We start from the raw sequence: 17,532 nt of genomic DNA, 5'->3' as shown, positions 1-17,532 counted from the left end.
GCTGTGGGTCTGCAACGGGGCGGCCAAACGGGCGGCGAAGGGATTGTCGGCAGCCAGCGCCAACGCTTCGTCAAGTGCCTTGTCGGCCTGAATGAAGGCAAGCACGTTGCCCGAGATCACCGCTTTCTGCATGGCAAGCGCTGCTTCGTGAAACAGGTCGGCGGCCTCGCGGGTGACGAAGCGGGCGGCCGAGCGGGCCAGCACCACCTCGACGCCGCGACGCGCATCGAGCACGCGCAGCCAGTCGCCGGGATGCAGCGGGGCGATGGCGATGCCCGCGCGCGGCCTGATGTCGAGCAGCCCTTCCCAGGCCAGCCGCTGGATCGCCTCGCGCACCGGTGTCCTGCCAAGCCCGAGCCTGTCGATCAGGGCGCCCTCGGTGACGAAGCTTGCCGGGGCCAGTTCGAGCGTGACGATCATGTGCTCGAGCACATGGTAGGCCCTGGTCGCGGCCGGCTCCGCCGAGGTGCTTGCTGCCGTGGATATCAAATGCGCTCTCCTGATATATCTTGAATATATCATAACGGATTTCGCATTGACAGCGGGTTTGTTAATAGATATACCAGTGATATATCAGATGGAGAGATGATCATGTGGACCGGAGTTTTTCCTGCCGTCACGACCAAATTCACCGCGGATGATCGCCTCGATCATGCCGAGATGGAGCGCTGCTTCAACCTGCAGATGGAAGCTGGCTGCGACGGCATCATCGTTTGCGGATCGCTCGGCGAGGGGCCGATGCTGTCGCCCGATGAGAAGATCGAGGTGCTGAAGACCGCACAAAAGGTCGCCGGCAAGAAGCCGGTGCTGCTGACGGTCAACGAGGCCGGCACACGCGAGGCCGCCAGCATCGCCAAGCGCGCGAGCCGGGAAGGCGCCAACGGCCTGATGGTCGTGCCGAGCCCGATCTACCACACCAATGCGGAAGAGACGGTCGCGGCGCTGCGCGCGGTCGCGCAGGCTGGCGACCTGCCGGTCATGATCTACTCCAACCGGCTTGCCTACCGCGTCGACGTCAGCGTCGACCAGATGGAGGAGCTGGCGTCGGACGAGCGCTTTGTCGCGATCAAGGAATCCTCCGACGACATCCGTCGTTCGACCGAGATCATCAATCGCCTGGGCACTCGCTACGACCTGTTCACCGGCGTCGACAATCTGGCCTTCGAGGCGCTGTCGGTCGGCGCCATCGGTTGGGTGGCCGGACTGGTCACCGCGTTCCCGCGCGAGACGGTCGCCATCTACCAGCTGATGAAGCAGGGTCGCCGCGAAGAGGCGCTCGGCATCTACCGCTGGTTCCGGCCGCTGCTCGATCTCGACGTCTCGACCTATCTGGTCCAAAACATCAAGCTTGCCGAAGTGTTCGCGATCAACACAAATGACCGCGTTCGTATGCCGCGACAGCCGCTGTCTGGCGATCGCCGCAAGTCCGTCGAGAAGATCGTCAAGGATGCGCTCGCGGTGCGGCCGACACTGCCGCAGTTCTGAGGCTTCTTCTTCCTGTTCGCAGGGAGAAGATGGTGGCAGCCAGATAAGGGGCAGCGCCCACGTGCAAGGAAATTCCAAGTCGACAGAAGCGGGGCGCAGCCCCTCATCCGCCCTTCGGGCGCCTTCTCCCCGTGAACGGGGAGAAGGGTTGGACATAGCCATCGTCGGTGGCGGCATCATCGGTATCTGTGCCGCTGCTTCTCTCGCTGAGGCGGGACGCAGGGTCACCGTCTTCGATCGCACAGGCATTTGCGAGGAGACGAGCTCGGGCAATGCCGCCGCCTTCGCCTTCTCCGACGTGCTGCCGCTGGCGCACAAGGGCATGATGCGGCAGCTGCCGAAATGGCTGGCCGATCCGCTCGGCCCGCTCAGCATCCCGCCCGCCTACCTGCCGACGCTTCTGCCCTGGCTGATCCGCTTCTGGCGCGCCGGTGCGCCGGGGAAATACGAGGCGAGCCTTGCCGCTCAAGCAGGCATGATGAAGCTTGCCGAGGCGGAGTGGATGGGCTTGCTCGACCGCTCCGGCACGCGGTCGATGCTGCGCGAGGATGGCTCGCTCGAGCTTTACGAAAGCGAAGCCGAATTTCAGGCCGGGCTGCCCGGCTGGGCGGCGCGTAAGCGTTTCGGCATCGGTTTCCGCCACGTCGAGGGCGAGGAACTGGCCGCCTTGCAGCCGGGCCTGTCGCCGCGCTTCATCAAAGGCACATTCGTGCCGGGATGGAAGACGGTCGCCGACCCGAAACTGCTGGGCAAAGCGGTGTGGACCTATGCGCAGGCCAAGGGCGCTCGCTTTGAGCTGGTCCGGATCAGCCAAGTCGCGGCGGATCAGGATGGAGCGACGCTGACGTTGGCAGACGGCACGACCAGACAGGCCCGGCACCTCGTCGTCGCCGCCGGCGCCTGGTCGCATCTGCTGGCCAAGCAACTCGGCGATCGCATTCCGCTGGAGACCGAGCGCGGCTACAACACCACCTTGCCCACGAGTGCCTTCGACGTGAAGCGGATGCTGATCTTCTCCGGCCATGGTTTCGTCGTCACGCCGCTCGAAACGGGCCTGCGGGTCGGCGGCGCCGTCGAACTCGGCGGCATCGAGCGGCCGCCCAATTATGCCAGGTCGAAGGCGCTGCTGCAGAAGGCACAGAAATTCCTGCCGGGGCTCGATCCCTCGGGTGGGCGCGAATGGATGGGGTTCCGCCCCTCGCTGCCGGATTCAGTGCCCGTCATCGGCGGCGCGCCGGGAAAGCGGTCGGTGGTCTATGCCTTCGGCCATGGCCATCTCGGCCTGACCCAGGCGGCGGCCACCGGACGGTTGATCAGGGATCTTGTCCTGGGGCAGACTCCGCCGATCGATCTGGCCCCCTTCAGTCCGCAACGATTTTGATTTTTTCGGGTTTTTGATTTTCGAGGAGCGTCATGGCCAAGAAATCCTTCTTCTGCATAGACGGCCACACCTGCGGCAATCCTGTGCGGCTGGTCGCCGGCGGCGGCCCGCTGTTGCAGGGCGCGACGATGATGGAGCGGCGTGCGCATTTTCTGGCCGAGTATGACTGGATCCGCACCGGGCTGATGTTCGAGCCGCGCGGCCACGACGTGATGTCCGGTTCGATCCTCTATCCGCCGACGCGCGAGGATTGCGACATCGCCATCCTGTTCATCGAAACCTCCGGTTGCCTGCCGATGTGCGGCCATGGCACGATCGGTACGGTGACGATGGCCATCGAGCACGGACTGATCAAACCAAAGACGCCGGGCGTGCTCAGGCTCGACACGCCGGCCGGGCTGGTCGTCGCCGAATACAAGCAGGTCGGCGACTATGTCGAGGAGGTGCGCATCACCAATGTGCCATCCTTCCTCCATGCCGAGGGGCTGACGGTCGAATGCCCTGGGCTCGGTGAAATCACCGTCGACGTCGCCTATGGCGGCAACTTCTACGCCATCGTCGAGCCGCAGGAGAACTATCGCGACATGGCCGATCATTCGGCGGGCGACTTCATCGCCTGGAGCCCGGTGGTGCGGCAGCGGCTCAACGAGAAATATTCCTTCGTGCATCCGGAAAATCCTGGCATCAACCGGCTGTCGCACATGCTGTGGACCGGTGCGCCGACGGTGGATGGGGCGGATGCCCGCAATGCCGTGTTCTACGGCGACAAGGCGATCGACCGCTCGCCCTGCGGCACCGGCACCTCGGCGCGCATGGCGCAGCTTCATGCCAAGGGCAAACTCAAGGCCGGAGACAGCTTCGTGCATGAATCGATCATCGGTTCGCTGTTCAAGGGCAAGGTCGAAAAGGATGTCAGCGTGGCCGGCAAGCCGGCCATCATTGCCTCGATCGGCGGCTGGGCGCGGATGACCGGACTGAACACCATCTTCATCGACGACCGCGACCCGTTCGCGCACGGGTTTGTTGTCAAGTGATGGGAATCCTGACCTTGCGGAAAGCAACGACCTGAAAAATGGATCGTGCCAAAAACGCAAGGATTCCTTTCATCACCTAATTTTGACGGCGATTTCTTCGAAACGGAGCGCATGATGCGGTCGAATCGTCAAAGACATTGCGTTATGCCAATGGTAGGGTCCGCGATAGTCCAGGGGTCGGATGATGGAAAACGGGCAATCGGGCGGCGTGCTTCGAAAACACGCATGACGATTGAAAAATGACGTTGCAATCCGGGCTCGAAACTTTACGACTAGGGGAAATACGAAAAGGAATGCGTCTGCATGGGCGACATTCCAGGGGAGCCATGTACACATGCAGTACTTTGTCCAGCAGCTTATCAACGGGCTGACGCTGGGATCGATCTATGGGCTGATCGCGATCGGCTACACGATGGTCTACGGCATCATCGGTATGATCAATTTCGCCCATGGCGACATCTTCATGGTGGGTGCCTTCACGGCACTGATCGTCTTCCTCGCCCTTGGCGCGCTGTTCTATTCCGTGCCGGTTGTGCTGGCGCTGCTGATCATGATGATCGTGGCGATGCTGCTCACCAGCCTCTACAACTGGACGATCGAAAAGGTGGCCTACCGGCCGCTGCGCGGTTCGTTCCGACTGGCCCCGCTGATCACTGCCATCGGCATGTCGATCGCGCTGTCGAACTTCGTCCAGGTGACGCAGGGTCCCCGCAACAAGCCGATCCCGCCGATGGTCAGCCAGGTTTACAACATCAACGGCATCAGCGTGTCGCTGAAGCAGATCATCATCGTCGTCGTCACGGCGCTGCTGCTGGCGCTGTTCTGGTATCTGGTCAACAAGACCTCGCTTGGACGAGCGCAACGGGCCTGTGAGCAGGACCGCAAGATGGCGGCGCTGCTCGGCATCGATGTCGACCGTACCATCTCGATCACCTTCATCATGGGTGCGGCCCTTGCCGCGGTCGCCGGCACTTTGTTCCTGATGTATTACGGCGTCATTGCCTTCTCGGATGGTTTCACGCCGGGCGTGAAAGCCTTCACGGCGGCGGTGCTGGGCGGCATCGGTTCGCTGCCGGGCGCGGTGGTCGGCGGGTTGATGATCGGCTTCATCGAGAGCATGTGGTCGGCCTATTTCTCGATCGACTACAAGGATGTCGCGGCGTTCTCGATCCTGGCCATCGTGCTGATCTTCCTGCCTTCCGGCATATTGGGCCGGCCAGAAGTCGAAAAGGTCTGAGACTATGGCCGTCACCGTATCTCCGGAGCGCGACACCGTCGCCACCCCCATGCAGCGCGCATTGCGTGAGGCGCTCTATGCCGCTGCCATATCGTTTGGCCTGTTCGTGCTGTTCATCGGCCTGAAGACCGGCCAGAACATTTCCAATGAACTGGTCCTGACGACACGCTGGGGCCTGCTTGCCGCCGTGGTTATCGCCACGGCTGTCGGGCGCTTCCTCTATGTCGCCTATGGACAGCCCTTCCTGGCCAACCAGAAGATCACCGACGTCGCCACCGGCCTGCTGCCGGCCAGCGTGGCGTCACGCTTCTTCCAGTTGCCGGCCTTCATCGTGGCCTTGGTCGCGGCGGTGGTGTTGTTTGCGGTCAACAGCTCTCTCGTCGGATGGGTGGGAGCGGAGCCGGCGGGCTATCTGCAGTTCCTGCGCGCCTTGTCGGTCATCTATGTGCTGGCCTGCGTGATCTATTATTTCCGCGGCTTCATTCATGCCAACTTCACCAAACTCGGCATTGCCGCGCTGATCCTCTATCCGATCCTGGTGGTGGCGATCCTGTCGCTGATGTCCTGGTCGTTCGTCGGCGGACTGCAAGGCTCGCTGAAATGGGTCGACAATTTCGGCATCCAGATCCTGATCTATGTGATGCTGGCCTGGGGCCTGAACATCGTCGTTGGCCTCGCCGGCCTGCTCGACCTCGGTTATGTCGCCTTCTACGCGGTCGGCGCCTATGCCTATGCGCTGCTCGGCACGCAGTACGGCCTGTCGTTCTGGATCCTTTTGCCGGCCGCCGGCGCCATGGCCGCCTTCTGGGGCGTGCTGCTCGGTTTCCCGGTGCTGCGCCTGCGCGGCGATTACCTGGCGATCGTCACCTTGGCTTTCGGTGAGATCATCCGCCTGGTGCTGATCAACTGGCGGGAAGTCACCAACGGTTCAGCCGGTATTTCCGGCATCCCGAAGGTCACCTTCTTCGGCCTGATGACCTTCAACGTGTCGGACCCCAATTACGTCGCCAAGGTGCTGCATCTGGCGACATCGAGCGCCTACTACAAGATCTTCCTCTATTACCTGATCCTGGCGCTGGCGCTGCTGACAGCCTTCGTCACCATCCGGCTGCGGCGCATGCCGGTCGGCCGTGCCTGGGAAGCGTTGCGCGAGGACGAGATCGCCTGCCGCTCGCTCGGCATCAACACCACCACCACGAAGCTTACGGCCTTTGCCACGGGTGCGATGTTCGGCGGCTTCGCCGGCGCATTCTTCGCCGCACGGCAGGGCTTCGTCAGCCCGGAATCCTTCGTCTTCCTGGAATCGGCCATCATCCTGGCCATCGTGGTTCTCGGTGGCATGGGCTCGCTGGTCGGCATAGCGGTCGCCGCAATGGTGATGATCGGCGGCACCGAGGCGTTGCGCGAACTCGACTTCCTCAAGCAGGTCTTCGGACCGGACTTCACACCGGAACTCTACCGCATGCTGCTGTTCGGCATGGCCATGGTCATCGTCATGCTGTGGAAGCCGCGCGGCTTCGTCGGCAGTCGTGAACCAACCGCCTTCCTGAAGGAGCGAAAGGCCGTCTCAAGCTCCTTCACCAAGGAAGGACACGGCTGATGAATGCGAACCCTGTTCAGAAAGCCGCTTCGGGCATGAACGACGCTATCCTTCAGGTCGATCATCTGTCGATGAAGTTCGGTGGCCTGGTGGCCATCGGGGATCTGTCTTTCGCCGCCAAGCGCGGCGAGATCACCGCGCTGATCGGCCCCAACGGCGCCGGCAAGACCACGGTGTTCAATTGCATCACCGGCTTCTACAAGCCCTCGGAAGGCATGATCACGCTCAACCGGAACGATGGTTCGACCTTCCTGCTCGAGCGGCTGCCCAACCATGAAATCCCGGCGCGCGCCAAGGTGGCGCGCACCTTCCAGAACATCCGCCTGTTCTCCGGCATGACCCTGCTGGAGAACCTGCTGGTCGCCCAGCACAACAAACTGATGAAGGCATCGGGCTACACGGTGCTTGGCCTGTTCGGCTTCAGCGGCTATCGCAAGGCCTCGGCCGAATCGGTGGAGCTCGCCAAGCATTGGCTGGAAAAGGCCGATCTTGTCGACCGTGCCGACGACCCGGCCGGCGACCTGCCCTATGGCGCGCAGCGCCGTCTCGAGATCGCTCGCGCCATGTGCACGGGACCCGAGCTTCTGTGCCTCGACGAGCCGGCGGCCGGCCTCAATCCGAAGGAATCGGCGGCGCTCAACGAGCTGCTGATCGACATCAAGAACACATCCGGCGCCTCGATCCTGTTGATCGAGCACGACATGTCGGTGGTCATGCAGATCTCCGACCATGTCGTGGTGCTGGAGTATGGCCGCAAGATCTCCGACGGCAGTCCGCAGTCGGTGCGCACCGATCCGCGCGTCATCGCCGCCTATCTCGGCGTCGACGACGAGGAAGTCGAAGCGGTCCTTACCGAAGTCGGCGACGAAGATGTCATCGAACAGCTCGATACGGGGCCGGATGCCGCGCACGGTCCGGGAACATCGTCGTCCTATCTCGCCGGGCCGGTGACCGACACGGTCGGCCATAGTTCGGGCGAGCGGGTTACGGTGGCCAAGGGAGCGTCAAAGGCCGGTCAGGTCGACGCCAGGTCGCTCGCCGCGGCAAACAAGGCAGCCTCGCAGGCAGCCGTGCCGCCGGCGAAGGCAAAGCCTGCTCCGAAAGCGACGTCGAAGGCGGCAACCGGCACGGCGGCGAAGTCGACCGCATCCGCCAAGCCTGCGGCGAAGACTGGAGAGATCTCCAACCGGCTGGCTGCGCCTCGCGGCGGCAAGGCCGACAATTTGACCCGCATAAAGGGCATCGGTACGGTCAACGAGAAGAAGCTCAACGACCACGGCATCTTCCACTTCGACCAGATCGGCGCCTGGAAAAAGGCCGACGTCGAGGCCGCCGAAGCCTATCTTGCTTTTGACGGACGTATCGCGCGCGAGGAATGGGTCAAACAGGCTAGGCTGCTCGGCCAGGGCAGGGACACGGAATTTTCGCGCCGCGTGGATGCGGGCAAGGTGGCGACGAGCCATGCTTCCGCAAAGACTGCAAAGGCAGCCTCCGGAAAGACCGCGAGCAAGACCGCTGCCAAGCCCGTGGCGGGCAAGCGTGGAGGGGGCAAGTGATGGCCGCGACAACGCTGCTCGATATCAAGGGCGTGCAGACCTATTACGGCAACATCCGGGCGCTGAACGGCGTCGATGTCACCGTCAAGCAGGGTGAGATCGTGGCGCTGATCGGTGCCAATGGCGCCGGCAAGTCGACGCTGATGATGACTATTTTCGGTGCGCCGCGGGCTCGCGCCGGGACTATCACCTTTGCCGGCACCGACATAACCCAGATGCCGACGCACGAGATCGCGCGCATGCGCATTGCCCAATCGCCCGAGGGCCGGCGGATCTTTCCGCGCATGACGGTGATGGAAAACCTGCAGATGGGCGCCAGCCTCGACAACCTCAAGCACTATGACGAGGACGTCGAGAAGGTGTTCACGCTGTTCCCGCGTTTGAAGGAGCGCATCACCCAGCGCGGTGGCACGCTGTCGGGCGGTGAGCAGCAGATGCTGTCGATCGGACGCGCGCTGATGGCACGGCCGAAGCTGCTTTTGCTCGACGAGCCGTCGCTGGGTCTCGCGCCGCTGATCGTCAAACAGATCTTCGACGCCATCCGCGAACTGAACCGCACCCAGGGGCTGACCGTGTTCCTGGTCGAGCAGAACGCCTTCGGCGCGCTCAAGCTCGCCACGCGCGGCTACGTCATGGTCAACGGCAATGTGACGATGAGCGGCACCGGCAAGGAACTGCTCGCCAATCCGGAAGTGCGCGCCGCCTATCTCGAGGGCGGACACCACTGAGTTCGAAGCGGAATGCGTGCACCGCTATTCCGCTCCAGATTGTTTGTTTGTCGCATGATCTTTGTCCGGAAAGTCCGCAACTTTTCGGGATCATGCTAGGGAGACTTCACCATGCAGGGCATTCTTTACGAGGAACCCTCGATCTGGCAGTTCTTCTTCGTCACCTGTCTGCTCGGCGGCTGGGCGGCGTGGATGACGGGCAAGGCCAGTGCCCAGACGTGGCGCAGCTTCATCCAGCTGTTCGCCTATGTGCTGGGCCTCGGCATCGCGATCCGCTTCATCCATCACGCGCTGTTCGGCGGCACCATGTTCTCGCTGCATTATTATGTCGTCGACACCATCGTGCTGATGATCCTCGGCTTCGTCGGCTATCAATACACGCGCACCAACCAGATGGTGACACAGTATAATTGGCTCTACGAAAGAGCTTCACTCTTGAGCTGGAAACCGAAAGGTTGACGTTCATCATTAACGCCGCCTCGAAATTGAATCGGCGTGACAAGTGCCTGAAAATCGGCAAACTATGCTTTCTGCGATAAGGGTGGGCATCGCATGAAAGCTTCATCCACGCCCACTCCGTTAATGGGAGCGTTTAAATGAAAAAGTCACTTTTGTCCGCCGTCGCCCTGACCGCGCTTGTCGCGTTCGGCGGCAGCGCGTGGGCTGACGTAATGATGGGCGTCGCGGGCCCGATCACCGGTCCGAACGCCGCCTTCGGCGCGCAGCTGCAGAAGGGGGCGGAAGCTGCTGTCGCCGACATCAATGCCAAGGGCGGCATCAACGGCGAGCAGATCAAGCTCGAAGTCGGCGACGACGTCTCCGATCCGAAGCAGGGTATCTCGGTCGCCAACAAGTTCGTCGGCGACGGCGTCAAGTTCGTGGTCGGCCACTTCAACTCCGGCGTCTCTATCCCGGCATCTGAAGTCTATGCGGAAAACGGCATCGTCGAAGTGACGCCGGCCGCGACCAACCCGCAATTCACCGAGCGCGGTCTGTGGAACGTGTTCCGCACCTGCGGACGCGACGACCAGCAGGGCAGCATTGCCGGCGCGTATCTCGCCGCCAACTTCAAGGACGCCAAGATCGCTGTCGTTCACGACAAGACCACCTACGGTCAGGGCCTTGCCGACGAAACCAAGAAGGCGATGAACGCCAAGGGCGTGACGGAAGTCATGTATGAAGGCATCAATGTCGGCGACAAGGACTTCTCGGCGCTGATCGCCAAGATGAAGGAAGCCGGCGTTTCCATCATCTATTGGGGCGGCCTGCACACCGAAGCCGGCCTGATCATCCGTCAGGCGGCCGACCAGGGCCTCAAGGCAACGCTGGTTTCCGGCGATGGCATCGTGTCGAACGAACTGGCTTCGATCGCAGGCGACGCAGTTGCGGGCACGCTCAACACGTTCGGCCCGGATCCGCGCCTGATCCCCGCCAACAAGGAACTCGTCGAGAAGTTCCGCGCGCAGGGTTTCGAGCCGGAAGCCTACACGCTCTACTCCTACGCCGCCGTGCAGGCGATCGCGGAAGCAGCGACCGCTGCCAAGTCGAACGACCCGCAGGCAGTTGCCAAGGCGCTGCATGAAAACGGCCCCTTCAAGACCGTTCTCGGCGACCTGTCCTATGACGCCAAGGGCGACCCGACGCTGCCCGGCTACGTCATGTACGAATGGAAGAAGGGCGACGACGGCAAGTACACCTACGTCCAGAAGATGTAAGCTCGTCAGTCTCCAGACTATTTACGGATGCCCGGCGCCTCGCGCCGGGCATTTTCTTTTGCCATCGTCATGTTCAGCGGCGGCCGGTGGAGCCGATGCTTAGCCGGGCAATGATCGTGCATTAACCGGAAAGCCGGCGCTTTTTTGGCTGTTCGGAGGAATGGGGAGGGTCCTTGGCGCAATGATTCCATTTCAATCGGTTTAAATGCGCGTCAATTTCGTTTGCACTGCAGCATTTTCACGCTAATCATTGCGCCGATTTCTCTTCCTTCCGTCGCTGGAGCCCAGTCCTTGGCCATCACGAAGATCCTCGTCGCCAACCGGTCCGAAATCGCCATTCGCGTCTTCCGCGCGGCCAACGAACTCGGGCTCAAAACCGTGGCGATCTGGGCGGAGGAAGACAAATACTCCCTGCATCGCTTCAAGGCCGACGAGAGCTACCAGGTCGGACGCGGGCCGCATCTGACCAGGGACATGGGGCCGATCGAAAGCTATCTGTCGATCGAGGAGGTGATCCGCGTCGCCAGGCTGTCGGGTGCCGATGCTATCCATCCCGGCTACGGATTGTTGTCGGAAAGCCCCGAATTCGCCGACGCCTGTGCCGAAGCCGGCATTACCTTCATCGGGCCGAGGCCGGACACAATGCGGCGGCTCGGCAACAAGGTCGCGGCGCGCAATCTCGCCATCGAGGTCGGCGTGCCGGTGATCCCCGCCACCGATCCGTTGCCGGATGACATGGAGACGGTCAAGACACTGGCCAAGGAAATCGGCTATCCGGTGATGCTGAAGGCATCATGGGGCGGCGGCGGCCGCGGCATGCGGGCCATTCGCGCCGAAGCCGACCTTGCCCGCGAAGTCACCGAAGGCAAGCGCGAGGCGAAAGCCGCCTTCGGCAAGGACGAGGTCTATCTCGAAAAGCTGATCGAACGCGCCCGTCATGTCGAGGTGCAGGTGCTGGGCGATACCCATGGCAATGCCGTGCACCTGTTCGAGCGCGACTGTTCGATCCAGCGCCGCAACCAGAAGGTCGTCGAGCGGGCGCCGGCGCCCTATCTCGAAATGTCGCAGCGCGAGGAGCTTTGCGGCCATGCGCTCAAGATCGCCCGCGAGACCAGCTATATCGGCGCCGGCACGGTCGAGTTCCTGCAGGATGCCGACACCGGCAAATTCTATTTCATCGAGGTCAACCCGCGCATCCAGGTCGAGCACACCGTCACCGAGCAGGTGACCGGCATCGATATCGTCAAGGCGCAGATCCATATCCTCGACGGCTTTGCCATCGGCACACCGGAATCAGGCGTGCCGGCGCAGAAGGACATAAGGCTGAACGGCCACGCGCTGCAGTGCCGTATCACCACGGAAGATCCCGAGCACAATTTCATCCCCGATTACGGCCGCATCACCGCCTATCGCGGCGCGACGGGCTTCGGCATCCGCCTCGACGGCGGCACCGCTTATTCGGGCGCGGTCATCACCCGCTTCTACGATCCGCTGCTGGAGAAGGTGACGGCGTGGGCGCCGACGCCGGCCGAGACGATCGCCCGCATGAATCGGGCACTGCGCGAGTTCCGCATCCGCGGCGTCGCCACCAATTTGACCTTCCTCGAAGCGATCATCAACCATCCGAGCTTCGCCGACAATTCCTACACGACCAAGTTCATCGACACGACGCCGGAACTGTTCCAGCAGGTCAAGCGCCAGGACCGCGCCACCAAGCTCATCAACTATCTCGCCGACGTCAGCGTCAACGGCCATCCCGAGACGCGCGGCCGGCCGCAGCCGAAGGCCGACGCCGCGGCACCCGTGGTGCCTTACCTCAACGGCAATGTGCCCGGCGGCAGCAAGCAGAAGCTGGATGTGCTGGGCCCGCAGAAGTTCGCCGCCTGGATGCGCGATCAGAAGGAGGTTCTGGTCACCGACACGACGATGCGCGATGGCCATCAATCGCTGCTGGCGACGCGCATGCGCACGCATGACATTGCCGGCATCGCCGGTGCCTATGCGCGTGCCTTGCCGCAGCTTCTATCGCTGGAATGCTGGGGTGGCGCCACCTTCGACGTCGCGATGCGCTTCCTCACCGAGGATCCGTGGGAGCGGCTGTCGCTGGTGCGCGAGGCGGCGCCCAATCTGCTGTTGCAGATGCTGCTGCGCGGTGCCAATGGCGTCGGCTACACCAACTATCCCGACAATGTCGTGCAGCATTTCGTCAAGCAGGCAGCAAGCGGTGGCATCGACCTGTTCCGGGTCTTCGATTGCCTGAACTGGGTCGACAACATGCGCGTCGCCATGGATGCGGTCGGAGCCGAGGGCAAGCTGATCGAAGCGGCGATCTGCTACACCGGCGATATCCTCGATCCGGCGCGGGCGAAATACGACCTCAAATACTATGTCGGCCTAGCCAGGGAATTGCAGGCGGCCGGCGCCCACATCATCGCCGTCAAGGACATGGCCGGCCTGCTGAAGCCTTCCGCAGCACGCGTGCTGTTCAAGGCGCTGCGCGAGGCGACCGACCTGCCGATCCATTTCCACACCCACGACACGTCGGGCCTGTCGGCGGCGACGGTGCTGGCGGCGGTGGAAAGCGGCGTCGACGCCATAGACGCGGCGATGGATGCCTTCTCCGGCAACACCTCGCAGCCATGCCTTGGCTCACTCGTCGAGGCGCTGAAGGGCACCGAACGCGACCCCGGTCTCGACCCGCAATGGATCAGGAAGATCTCGTTCTACTGGGAAGCGGTGCGCAACCAGTACGCCGCCTTCGAAAGCGACCTCAAGGGGCCGGCCTCGGAAGTCTATCTGCACGAGATGCCGGGCGGGCAGTTCACCAATCTGAAGGAACAGGCTCGCTCGCTCGGATTGGAGACGCGCTGGCACGAGGTGGCGCAGACCTATCACGACGTCAATCTGATGTTCGGCGACATCGTCAAGGTGACGCCGTCGTCCAAGGTTGTCGGCGACATGGCATTGATGATGGTCAGCCAGGACCTGACCGTTGCCGATGTCGAAAACCCCGACAGGGATATCGCCTTCCCGGACTCGGTCGTCTCGATGCTGCGCGGCGATCTCGGCCAGTCGCCAGGCGGGTGGCCGGCGGCGCTGCAGAGGAAGGCGCTCAAAGGCGACAAGCCGATCACGGTGCGGCCCGGCTCGCTGCTCAAGCCAGCCGACCTCAAGGCCAACCGCAAGGAAATCGAGGAGAAGCTCGAGCGCAAGCTGTCGGAGTTCGAATTCGCCTCGTGGCTGATGTATCCGAAGGTGTTCACGGATTTCGCCGGCGCGCAGGAAACCTATGGGCCGGTCAGCGTGCTGCCGACGCCGACGTATTTCTACGGCATGAAGCCGGAAGACGAGATCTTCGTCGACATCGAGAAGGGCAAGACGCTGGTGGTGCGGTGCCTTGCCATCGGCGATGTCGACGAGAAGGGCATGGTCACCGTGTTCTTCGAGCTCAACGGCCAGCCGCGCCGTGTCAAGGTGCCCGACCGGGCGCATGGCGCGTCCGCCGCCAAGGCCCGCCGCAAGGCCGAACCCGGCAACGAGGCGCATGTCGGCGCACCGATGCCGGGCGTCGTTTCTGCGCTTTCGGTGGCTGCCGGCCAGGCTGTGAAGGCCGGTGACGTGCTGCTTTCCATCGAAGCGATGAAGATGGAGACGGCGCTGCATGCCGAGCGCGACGGCACGGTCGCCGAGGTGCTGGTCAAGGCAGGCGACCAGATCGATGCCAAGGATCTGCTGATCGCTTTCAGCTAATTGATACCTTCCTGGGGATCGCTGTCCGCATCATGGCGGCAGCGTCAGTTCGATCATCGATAACAGCTTGACCCGCCGCCGCCGGTCGGGCATCGAGCCCGCTCAATTCGCCGCTGCATGCATCCCGAGTCGCGGCGCAGAAACGATGTGGAGAAAAATATGGCCGACGATATCACCGATACCAGCCAGACTGTTGCCGCCGGCCAGCTGCGTGCCTTCATCGAGCGCATAGAGCGGCTCGAGGAAGAGAAGAAGACCATTTCCGACGACATCAAGGAAGTGTTCGCCGAGGCCAAGGGCACCGGCTTCGACACCAAGGCGATGCGCACGATCATCCGGCTGCGCAAGAAGGACCAGGCCGAGCGTCAGGAAGAGGAAACCATCCTCGATCTGTATAAGGCCGCACTCGGCATGGTGTAGAGACCGTCTGGAAATTCTACTCCGGCGGCCATCTGGTGGCGTTTTCTGCGCTTCCCTAGTTCTACTGCAATGCAGTAGAACTGAGCTCACGTACTTTAAGTACGCTCCGCTCCGGTTCTCGAAACCACCACCATATGACTCGCCGGAGCGAATTTCGAAACAGTCTCCGGCCGAGCATGATGCCGAAGCGAGCATCGAGCCATGAGCGAATTCGACTTCGGCGCCCGCCGCGCCTCTGAATTCCGCCAGCGCGGCTTCTGGACGCTGTTCGCCGAGCGGCATCCGGAAGAAAGGGCTCTGATGGCGAGGCGCGGCCCCTGGTTCTGGCAGCGCGGGCTGCCCGATTTCGCCTTGGTCCTTTCCATGTATGTCGCGCCGGCGCAGAACCAGGTCGGCGTCTTCTTCGGCCGCAACGAGAAGTTCGGCGCCACGCAAGCGTGGTCGCGGTTGAAACCGTTCCAGCCTGATATCGAAGCCAGGCTGAAGCTCAGGCCGGAACAGAGTTGCGAGGATCTCGGCATCAATTCGATGTGGCGGGTGAACTGCTATGCCGAGGACAACTGGCCAGCCATGGCCGACTGGCTGGTGACCGAATGTTCGCGCTTCGAGCGCGCGGTAACCGAAGTCCTGAGGCAGGGATAGACATCCGGTGTTGCCAGAGGGTATCGGCTCCTTTTTCCGCTCACGCTGGCAAGGCCAGGTGCCGCTCGACCGGCTGTTCTGGCGCGACCTTGTTCTTGTCGGCACGGCGCTCAACGTCGCATCTCTGGTGGCCGCGATCGTCCTGCTCGGACTGAAGCTGCCGCTCGCGCTGGTTCTGGCGGTGCATTTCGCACCGGTGCCCTACAACCTCTTTCTGACCTTTTCCGTATGGCGAACCACGGAAAAGGCCAGTGGCGCCAAGGCCTCGCTGATGACGCTCGGCGCCACATTATGGCTAATCCTGACGGTCGTGGTCTGAGAGCGGACACGGGCGCCCACCGCGTTCGCCGGGTTCGGCCGGGGGGCAATGAAAAGGGCGGCCGCAGCCGCCCTTTTCATTCATTCAATCGAATTTCGGTTCAGGCCGCCGGCTCGAATTTCAGCGCCACGCCGTTGATGCAATAGCGCAGGCCAGTCGGCGGCGGGCCGTCCTCGAAAACATGGCCGAGATGGCTGCCGCAGCGGGCGCAATGGCATTCGGTGCGAACCATGCCGTAGCTGCGGTCGACGGTGTTTTCGACCGAACCCGGCACCGGGTCGTTGAAGCTCGGCCAGCCGGTGCCGCTCTCGAACTTCAACTTGGATTCAAACAAAGGCTGGTCGCAGCCGACGCAGGAAAAGGTGCCGGCGCGCTTCTCGTAGAGCAAAGCGCAGCTTCCCGGCCGCTCGGTGCCGTGGCCGCGCATGACGGCATACTGCTCCGGCGTCAGCCGGGCGCGCCATTCGGCGTCGGTGCGGGTTACAGGGTAGGTGTGGGTGTCCATGTGATCTCCTCAGCCTTGCCGGCTCGCTACTACAGCGCCGCGCGCCCATCGGACGCGCAAAGGACGCTGTAGTACTTTGGTTTTGCGCATAATCCTTTCCGAACCGGAGGTTCGGGATCATGCGCGGATTGCAACCTCATATTCGCACCAAGATAGGCATTTGTTACGCGATTTGCCCGCATTTTCGATCGTGATCTTTATGCGATCGCCCTGAGATAGCGATCGACCGAAGCAGCCAACGCCGCTTTTGCGCCCCCGATGACATTCTGGTTCCACCATGCACCATAGATATGGTCGAACGCGAATGGCTCCAGTGCCGCCGCGATGCGGCGCACGGCCGCTGCATTGAGCGGAATGTAGTTCGGATAGCTGTACATGAAGCTGACATGGCGGCGCGTCGGCGTCACCTGCAAGATATCGCCGGCCAGCAAGACGTCGCCGACATCGCGTTTCCAGTGCAGCACCTGACCGCCGGCAAAGTGGCCGCCGCAGCGGATGAGCGTCAGCGAAGGGTTTATGGCCAGCGTCTCGCCTTCCCAACTGACGATCGCCTTGTGCGGTCGCATGATCCATTGGCGGTCGTCGGCATGGAGATAAATCGGCACGCCGCCAAACGCCTCGCTCCAACTGGCCATCACCGAATAATAGTGGCAGTGCGAGATGGCGATCGCCGCCAGGCCACCGCGGCGGTTGATCTCGGCCACCGCCTCGTCGCTGACCATCGAAACGCAGTCCCACAGCACGTTGCCGTGTGGCGTCTGCGCCAGCAGCGCCCGTTGGCCGATGGCGAAGCGCGGCTCGATGCCGAAGGCGAGAACGCCGGCATCGTCCTTCATCACAAGCCGGTGCCCTTCGGCAAGTTCCTCCGGCGTGATCCACGCTTGGCCCTCCCAGCGCACATATTGGCGCTCGTCCTCGCAGATCGGGCAATGTTCTGGCGGCGTCTCTGTCGCCGCGAACTGGACGCCGCATTGCAGGCAGAGGAAGCAGGTCATCGGATCTCCTGTCGGTCTTTCAGTGCTTTCTTGAAAGCTGCTTGGTCGCGCCCTCAAGCCCGGCCAGCGTCAGCGGGAACATGCGGCCGCCGAAGATGTCGCGGATCATCGCAATCGAATGGGTGTAGCCCCAGTTCTTGGGGTCTTCGGGGTTCAGCCATACCG

The 17,532-nt window shown here is 62.6% G+C and carries 16 protein-coding genes and 1 pseudogene; 13 read left to right on the top strand and 4 right to left on the bottom strand.

The features are described 5' to 3' along the window. Positions 1-522 (bottom strand): GntR family transcriptional regulator (locus tag EN932_RS11355; RefSeq protein WP_164890468.1); only part of this gene is annotated, 522 nt, incomplete at its 3' end. A 69-nt stretch (positions 523-591) separates the two neighbouring features. Between EN932_RS11355 and EN932_RS11350 the strand changes: the two genes are divergently transcribed. From EN932_RS11350 to EN932_RS11290, 13 genes are all read left to right on the top strand, one after another. Continuing rightward, a complete protein-coding gene (locus EN932_RS11350) occupies positions 592-1,485 on the top strand; it encodes a dihydrodipicolinate synthase family protein (protein ID WP_024502892.1) in 894 nt (297 codons plus the stop codon). Positions 1,486-1,633: 148 nt separating this feature from the next. Then, positions 1,634-2,866, top strand: a complete 1,233-nt coding sequence (locus EN932_RS11345) for an FAD-binding oxidoreductase (RefSeq protein WP_081714252.1) — start codon at positions 1,634-1,636, stop codon at positions 2,864-2,866. A gap of 32 nt (positions 2,867-2,898) precedes the next feature. Then, a complete protein-coding gene (locus EN932_RS11340) occupies positions 2,899-3,900 on the top strand; it encodes a 4-hydroxyproline epimerase (protein WP_127384971.1) in 1,002 nt (333 codons plus the stop codon). A gap of 334 nt (positions 3,901-4,234) precedes the next feature. Beyond that, positions 4,235-5,137 (top strand): branched-chain amino acid ABC transporter permease, encoded by a 903-nt coding sequence (locus tag EN932_RS11335; protein WP_013529092.1) that lies wholly within the window; start codon positions 4,235-4,237, stop codon positions 5,135-5,137. Between the two features lie 4 nt (positions 5,138-5,141). Beyond that, positions 5,142-6,737, top strand: a complete 1,596-nt coding sequence (gene livM / locus EN932_RS11330) for a high-affinity branched-chain amino acid ABC transporter permease LivM (RefSeq protein WP_013529093.1) — start codon at positions 5,142-5,144, stop codon at positions 6,735-6,737. After that, positions 6,737-8,293, top strand: coding sequence for an ATP-binding cassette domain-containing protein (locus EN932_RS11325; protein WP_013529094.1), 1,557 nt, complete (start codon positions 6,737-6,739; stop codon positions 8,291-8,293). Before livM ends, EN932_RS11325 begins: the two co-directional genes overlap by 1 nt. Next, complete coding sequence (locus EN932_RS11320) at positions 8,293-9,021, top strand: ABC transporter ATP-binding protein (protein ID WP_013529095.1); 729 nt, start codon at positions 8,293-8,295, stop codon at positions 9,019-9,021. The genes EN932_RS11325 and EN932_RS11320 overlap by 1 nt, the downstream gene beginning before the upstream one ends. 111 nt (positions 9,022-9,132) lie before the next feature. Beyond that, positions 9,133-9,480 (top strand): DUF6867 family protein, encoded by a 348-nt coding sequence (locus EN932_RS11315; protein WP_013529096.1) that lies wholly within the window; start codon positions 9,133-9,135, stop codon positions 9,478-9,480. Between the two features lie 137 nt (positions 9,481-9,617). Continuing rightward, a complete protein-coding gene (locus EN932_RS11310) occupies positions 9,618-10,736 on the top strand; it encodes a branched-chain amino acid ABC transporter substrate-binding protein (RefSeq protein ID WP_013529097.1) in 1,119 nt (372 codons plus the stop codon). 291 nt (positions 10,737-11,027) lie between these two features. Then, positions 11,028-14,486 (top strand): pyruvate carboxylase, encoded by a 3,459-nt coding sequence (pyc, locus tag EN932_RS11305; RefSeq protein WP_127384972.1) that lies wholly within the window; start codon positions 11,028-11,030, stop codon positions 14,484-14,486. Between the two features lie 159 nt (positions 14,487-14,645). Continuing rightward, positions 14,646-14,906: a DUF2312 domain-containing protein gene (locus EN932_RS11300; RefSeq protein WP_013529099.1), complete on the top strand. Its 261-nt coding sequence runs from the start codon at positions 14,646-14,648 to the stop codon at positions 14,904-14,906. Between the two features lie 201 nt (positions 14,907-15,107). Further along, the gene (locus EN932_RS11295) at positions 15,108-15,548 is read left to right on the top strand and encodes a hypothetical protein (RefSeq protein ID WP_127384973.1); all 441 of its coding nucleotides are present in this window, start codon (positions 15,108-15,110) and stop codon (positions 15,546-15,548) included. Positions 15,549-15,555: 7 nt separating this feature from the next. Next, positions 15,556-15,867: a hypothetical protein gene (locus EN932_RS11290; RefSeq protein WP_027162547.1), complete on the top strand. Its 312-nt coding sequence runs from the start codon at positions 15,556-15,558 to the stop codon at positions 15,865-15,867. A gap of 100 nt (positions 15,868-15,967) precedes the next feature. Here EN932_RS11290 and msrB read toward each other — a convergent pair whose 3' ends face one another. The 3 genes and pseudogenes from msrB to EN932_RS38805 all read right to left on the bottom strand — a co-directional run. Beyond that, positions 15,968-16,372, bottom strand: coding sequence for a peptide-methionine (R)-S-oxide reductase MsrB (gene msrB, locus EN932_RS11285; protein WP_013529102.1), 405 nt, complete (start codon positions 16,370-16,372; stop codon positions 15,968-15,970). Positions 16,373-16,569: 197 nt separating this feature from the next. Continuing rightward, the gene (locus EN932_RS11280; protein ID WP_063173260.1) at positions 16,570-17,367 is read right to left on the bottom strand and encodes a hypothetical protein; all 798 of its coding nucleotides are present in this window, start codon (positions 17,365-17,367) and stop codon (positions 16,570-16,572) included. Between the two features lie 19 nt (positions 17,368-17,386). Next, positions 17,387-17,532, bottom strand: a pseudogene (locus tag EN932_RS38805) (VWA domain-containing protein); the annotation flags it as partial.

Origin of the sequence: Mesorhizobium sp. M7A.F.Ca.US.002.01.1.1 (genome assembly GCF_004022955.1) — a bacterium.
Taxonomy (GTDB): Bacteria; Pseudomonadota; Alphaproteobacteria; order Rhizobiales; family Rhizobiaceae; genus Mesorhizobium; species Mesorhizobium ciceri.
Note: the sequence above shows the minus strand (reverse complement) of the source record. Positions and strands in the feature narration are given on the sequence as shown.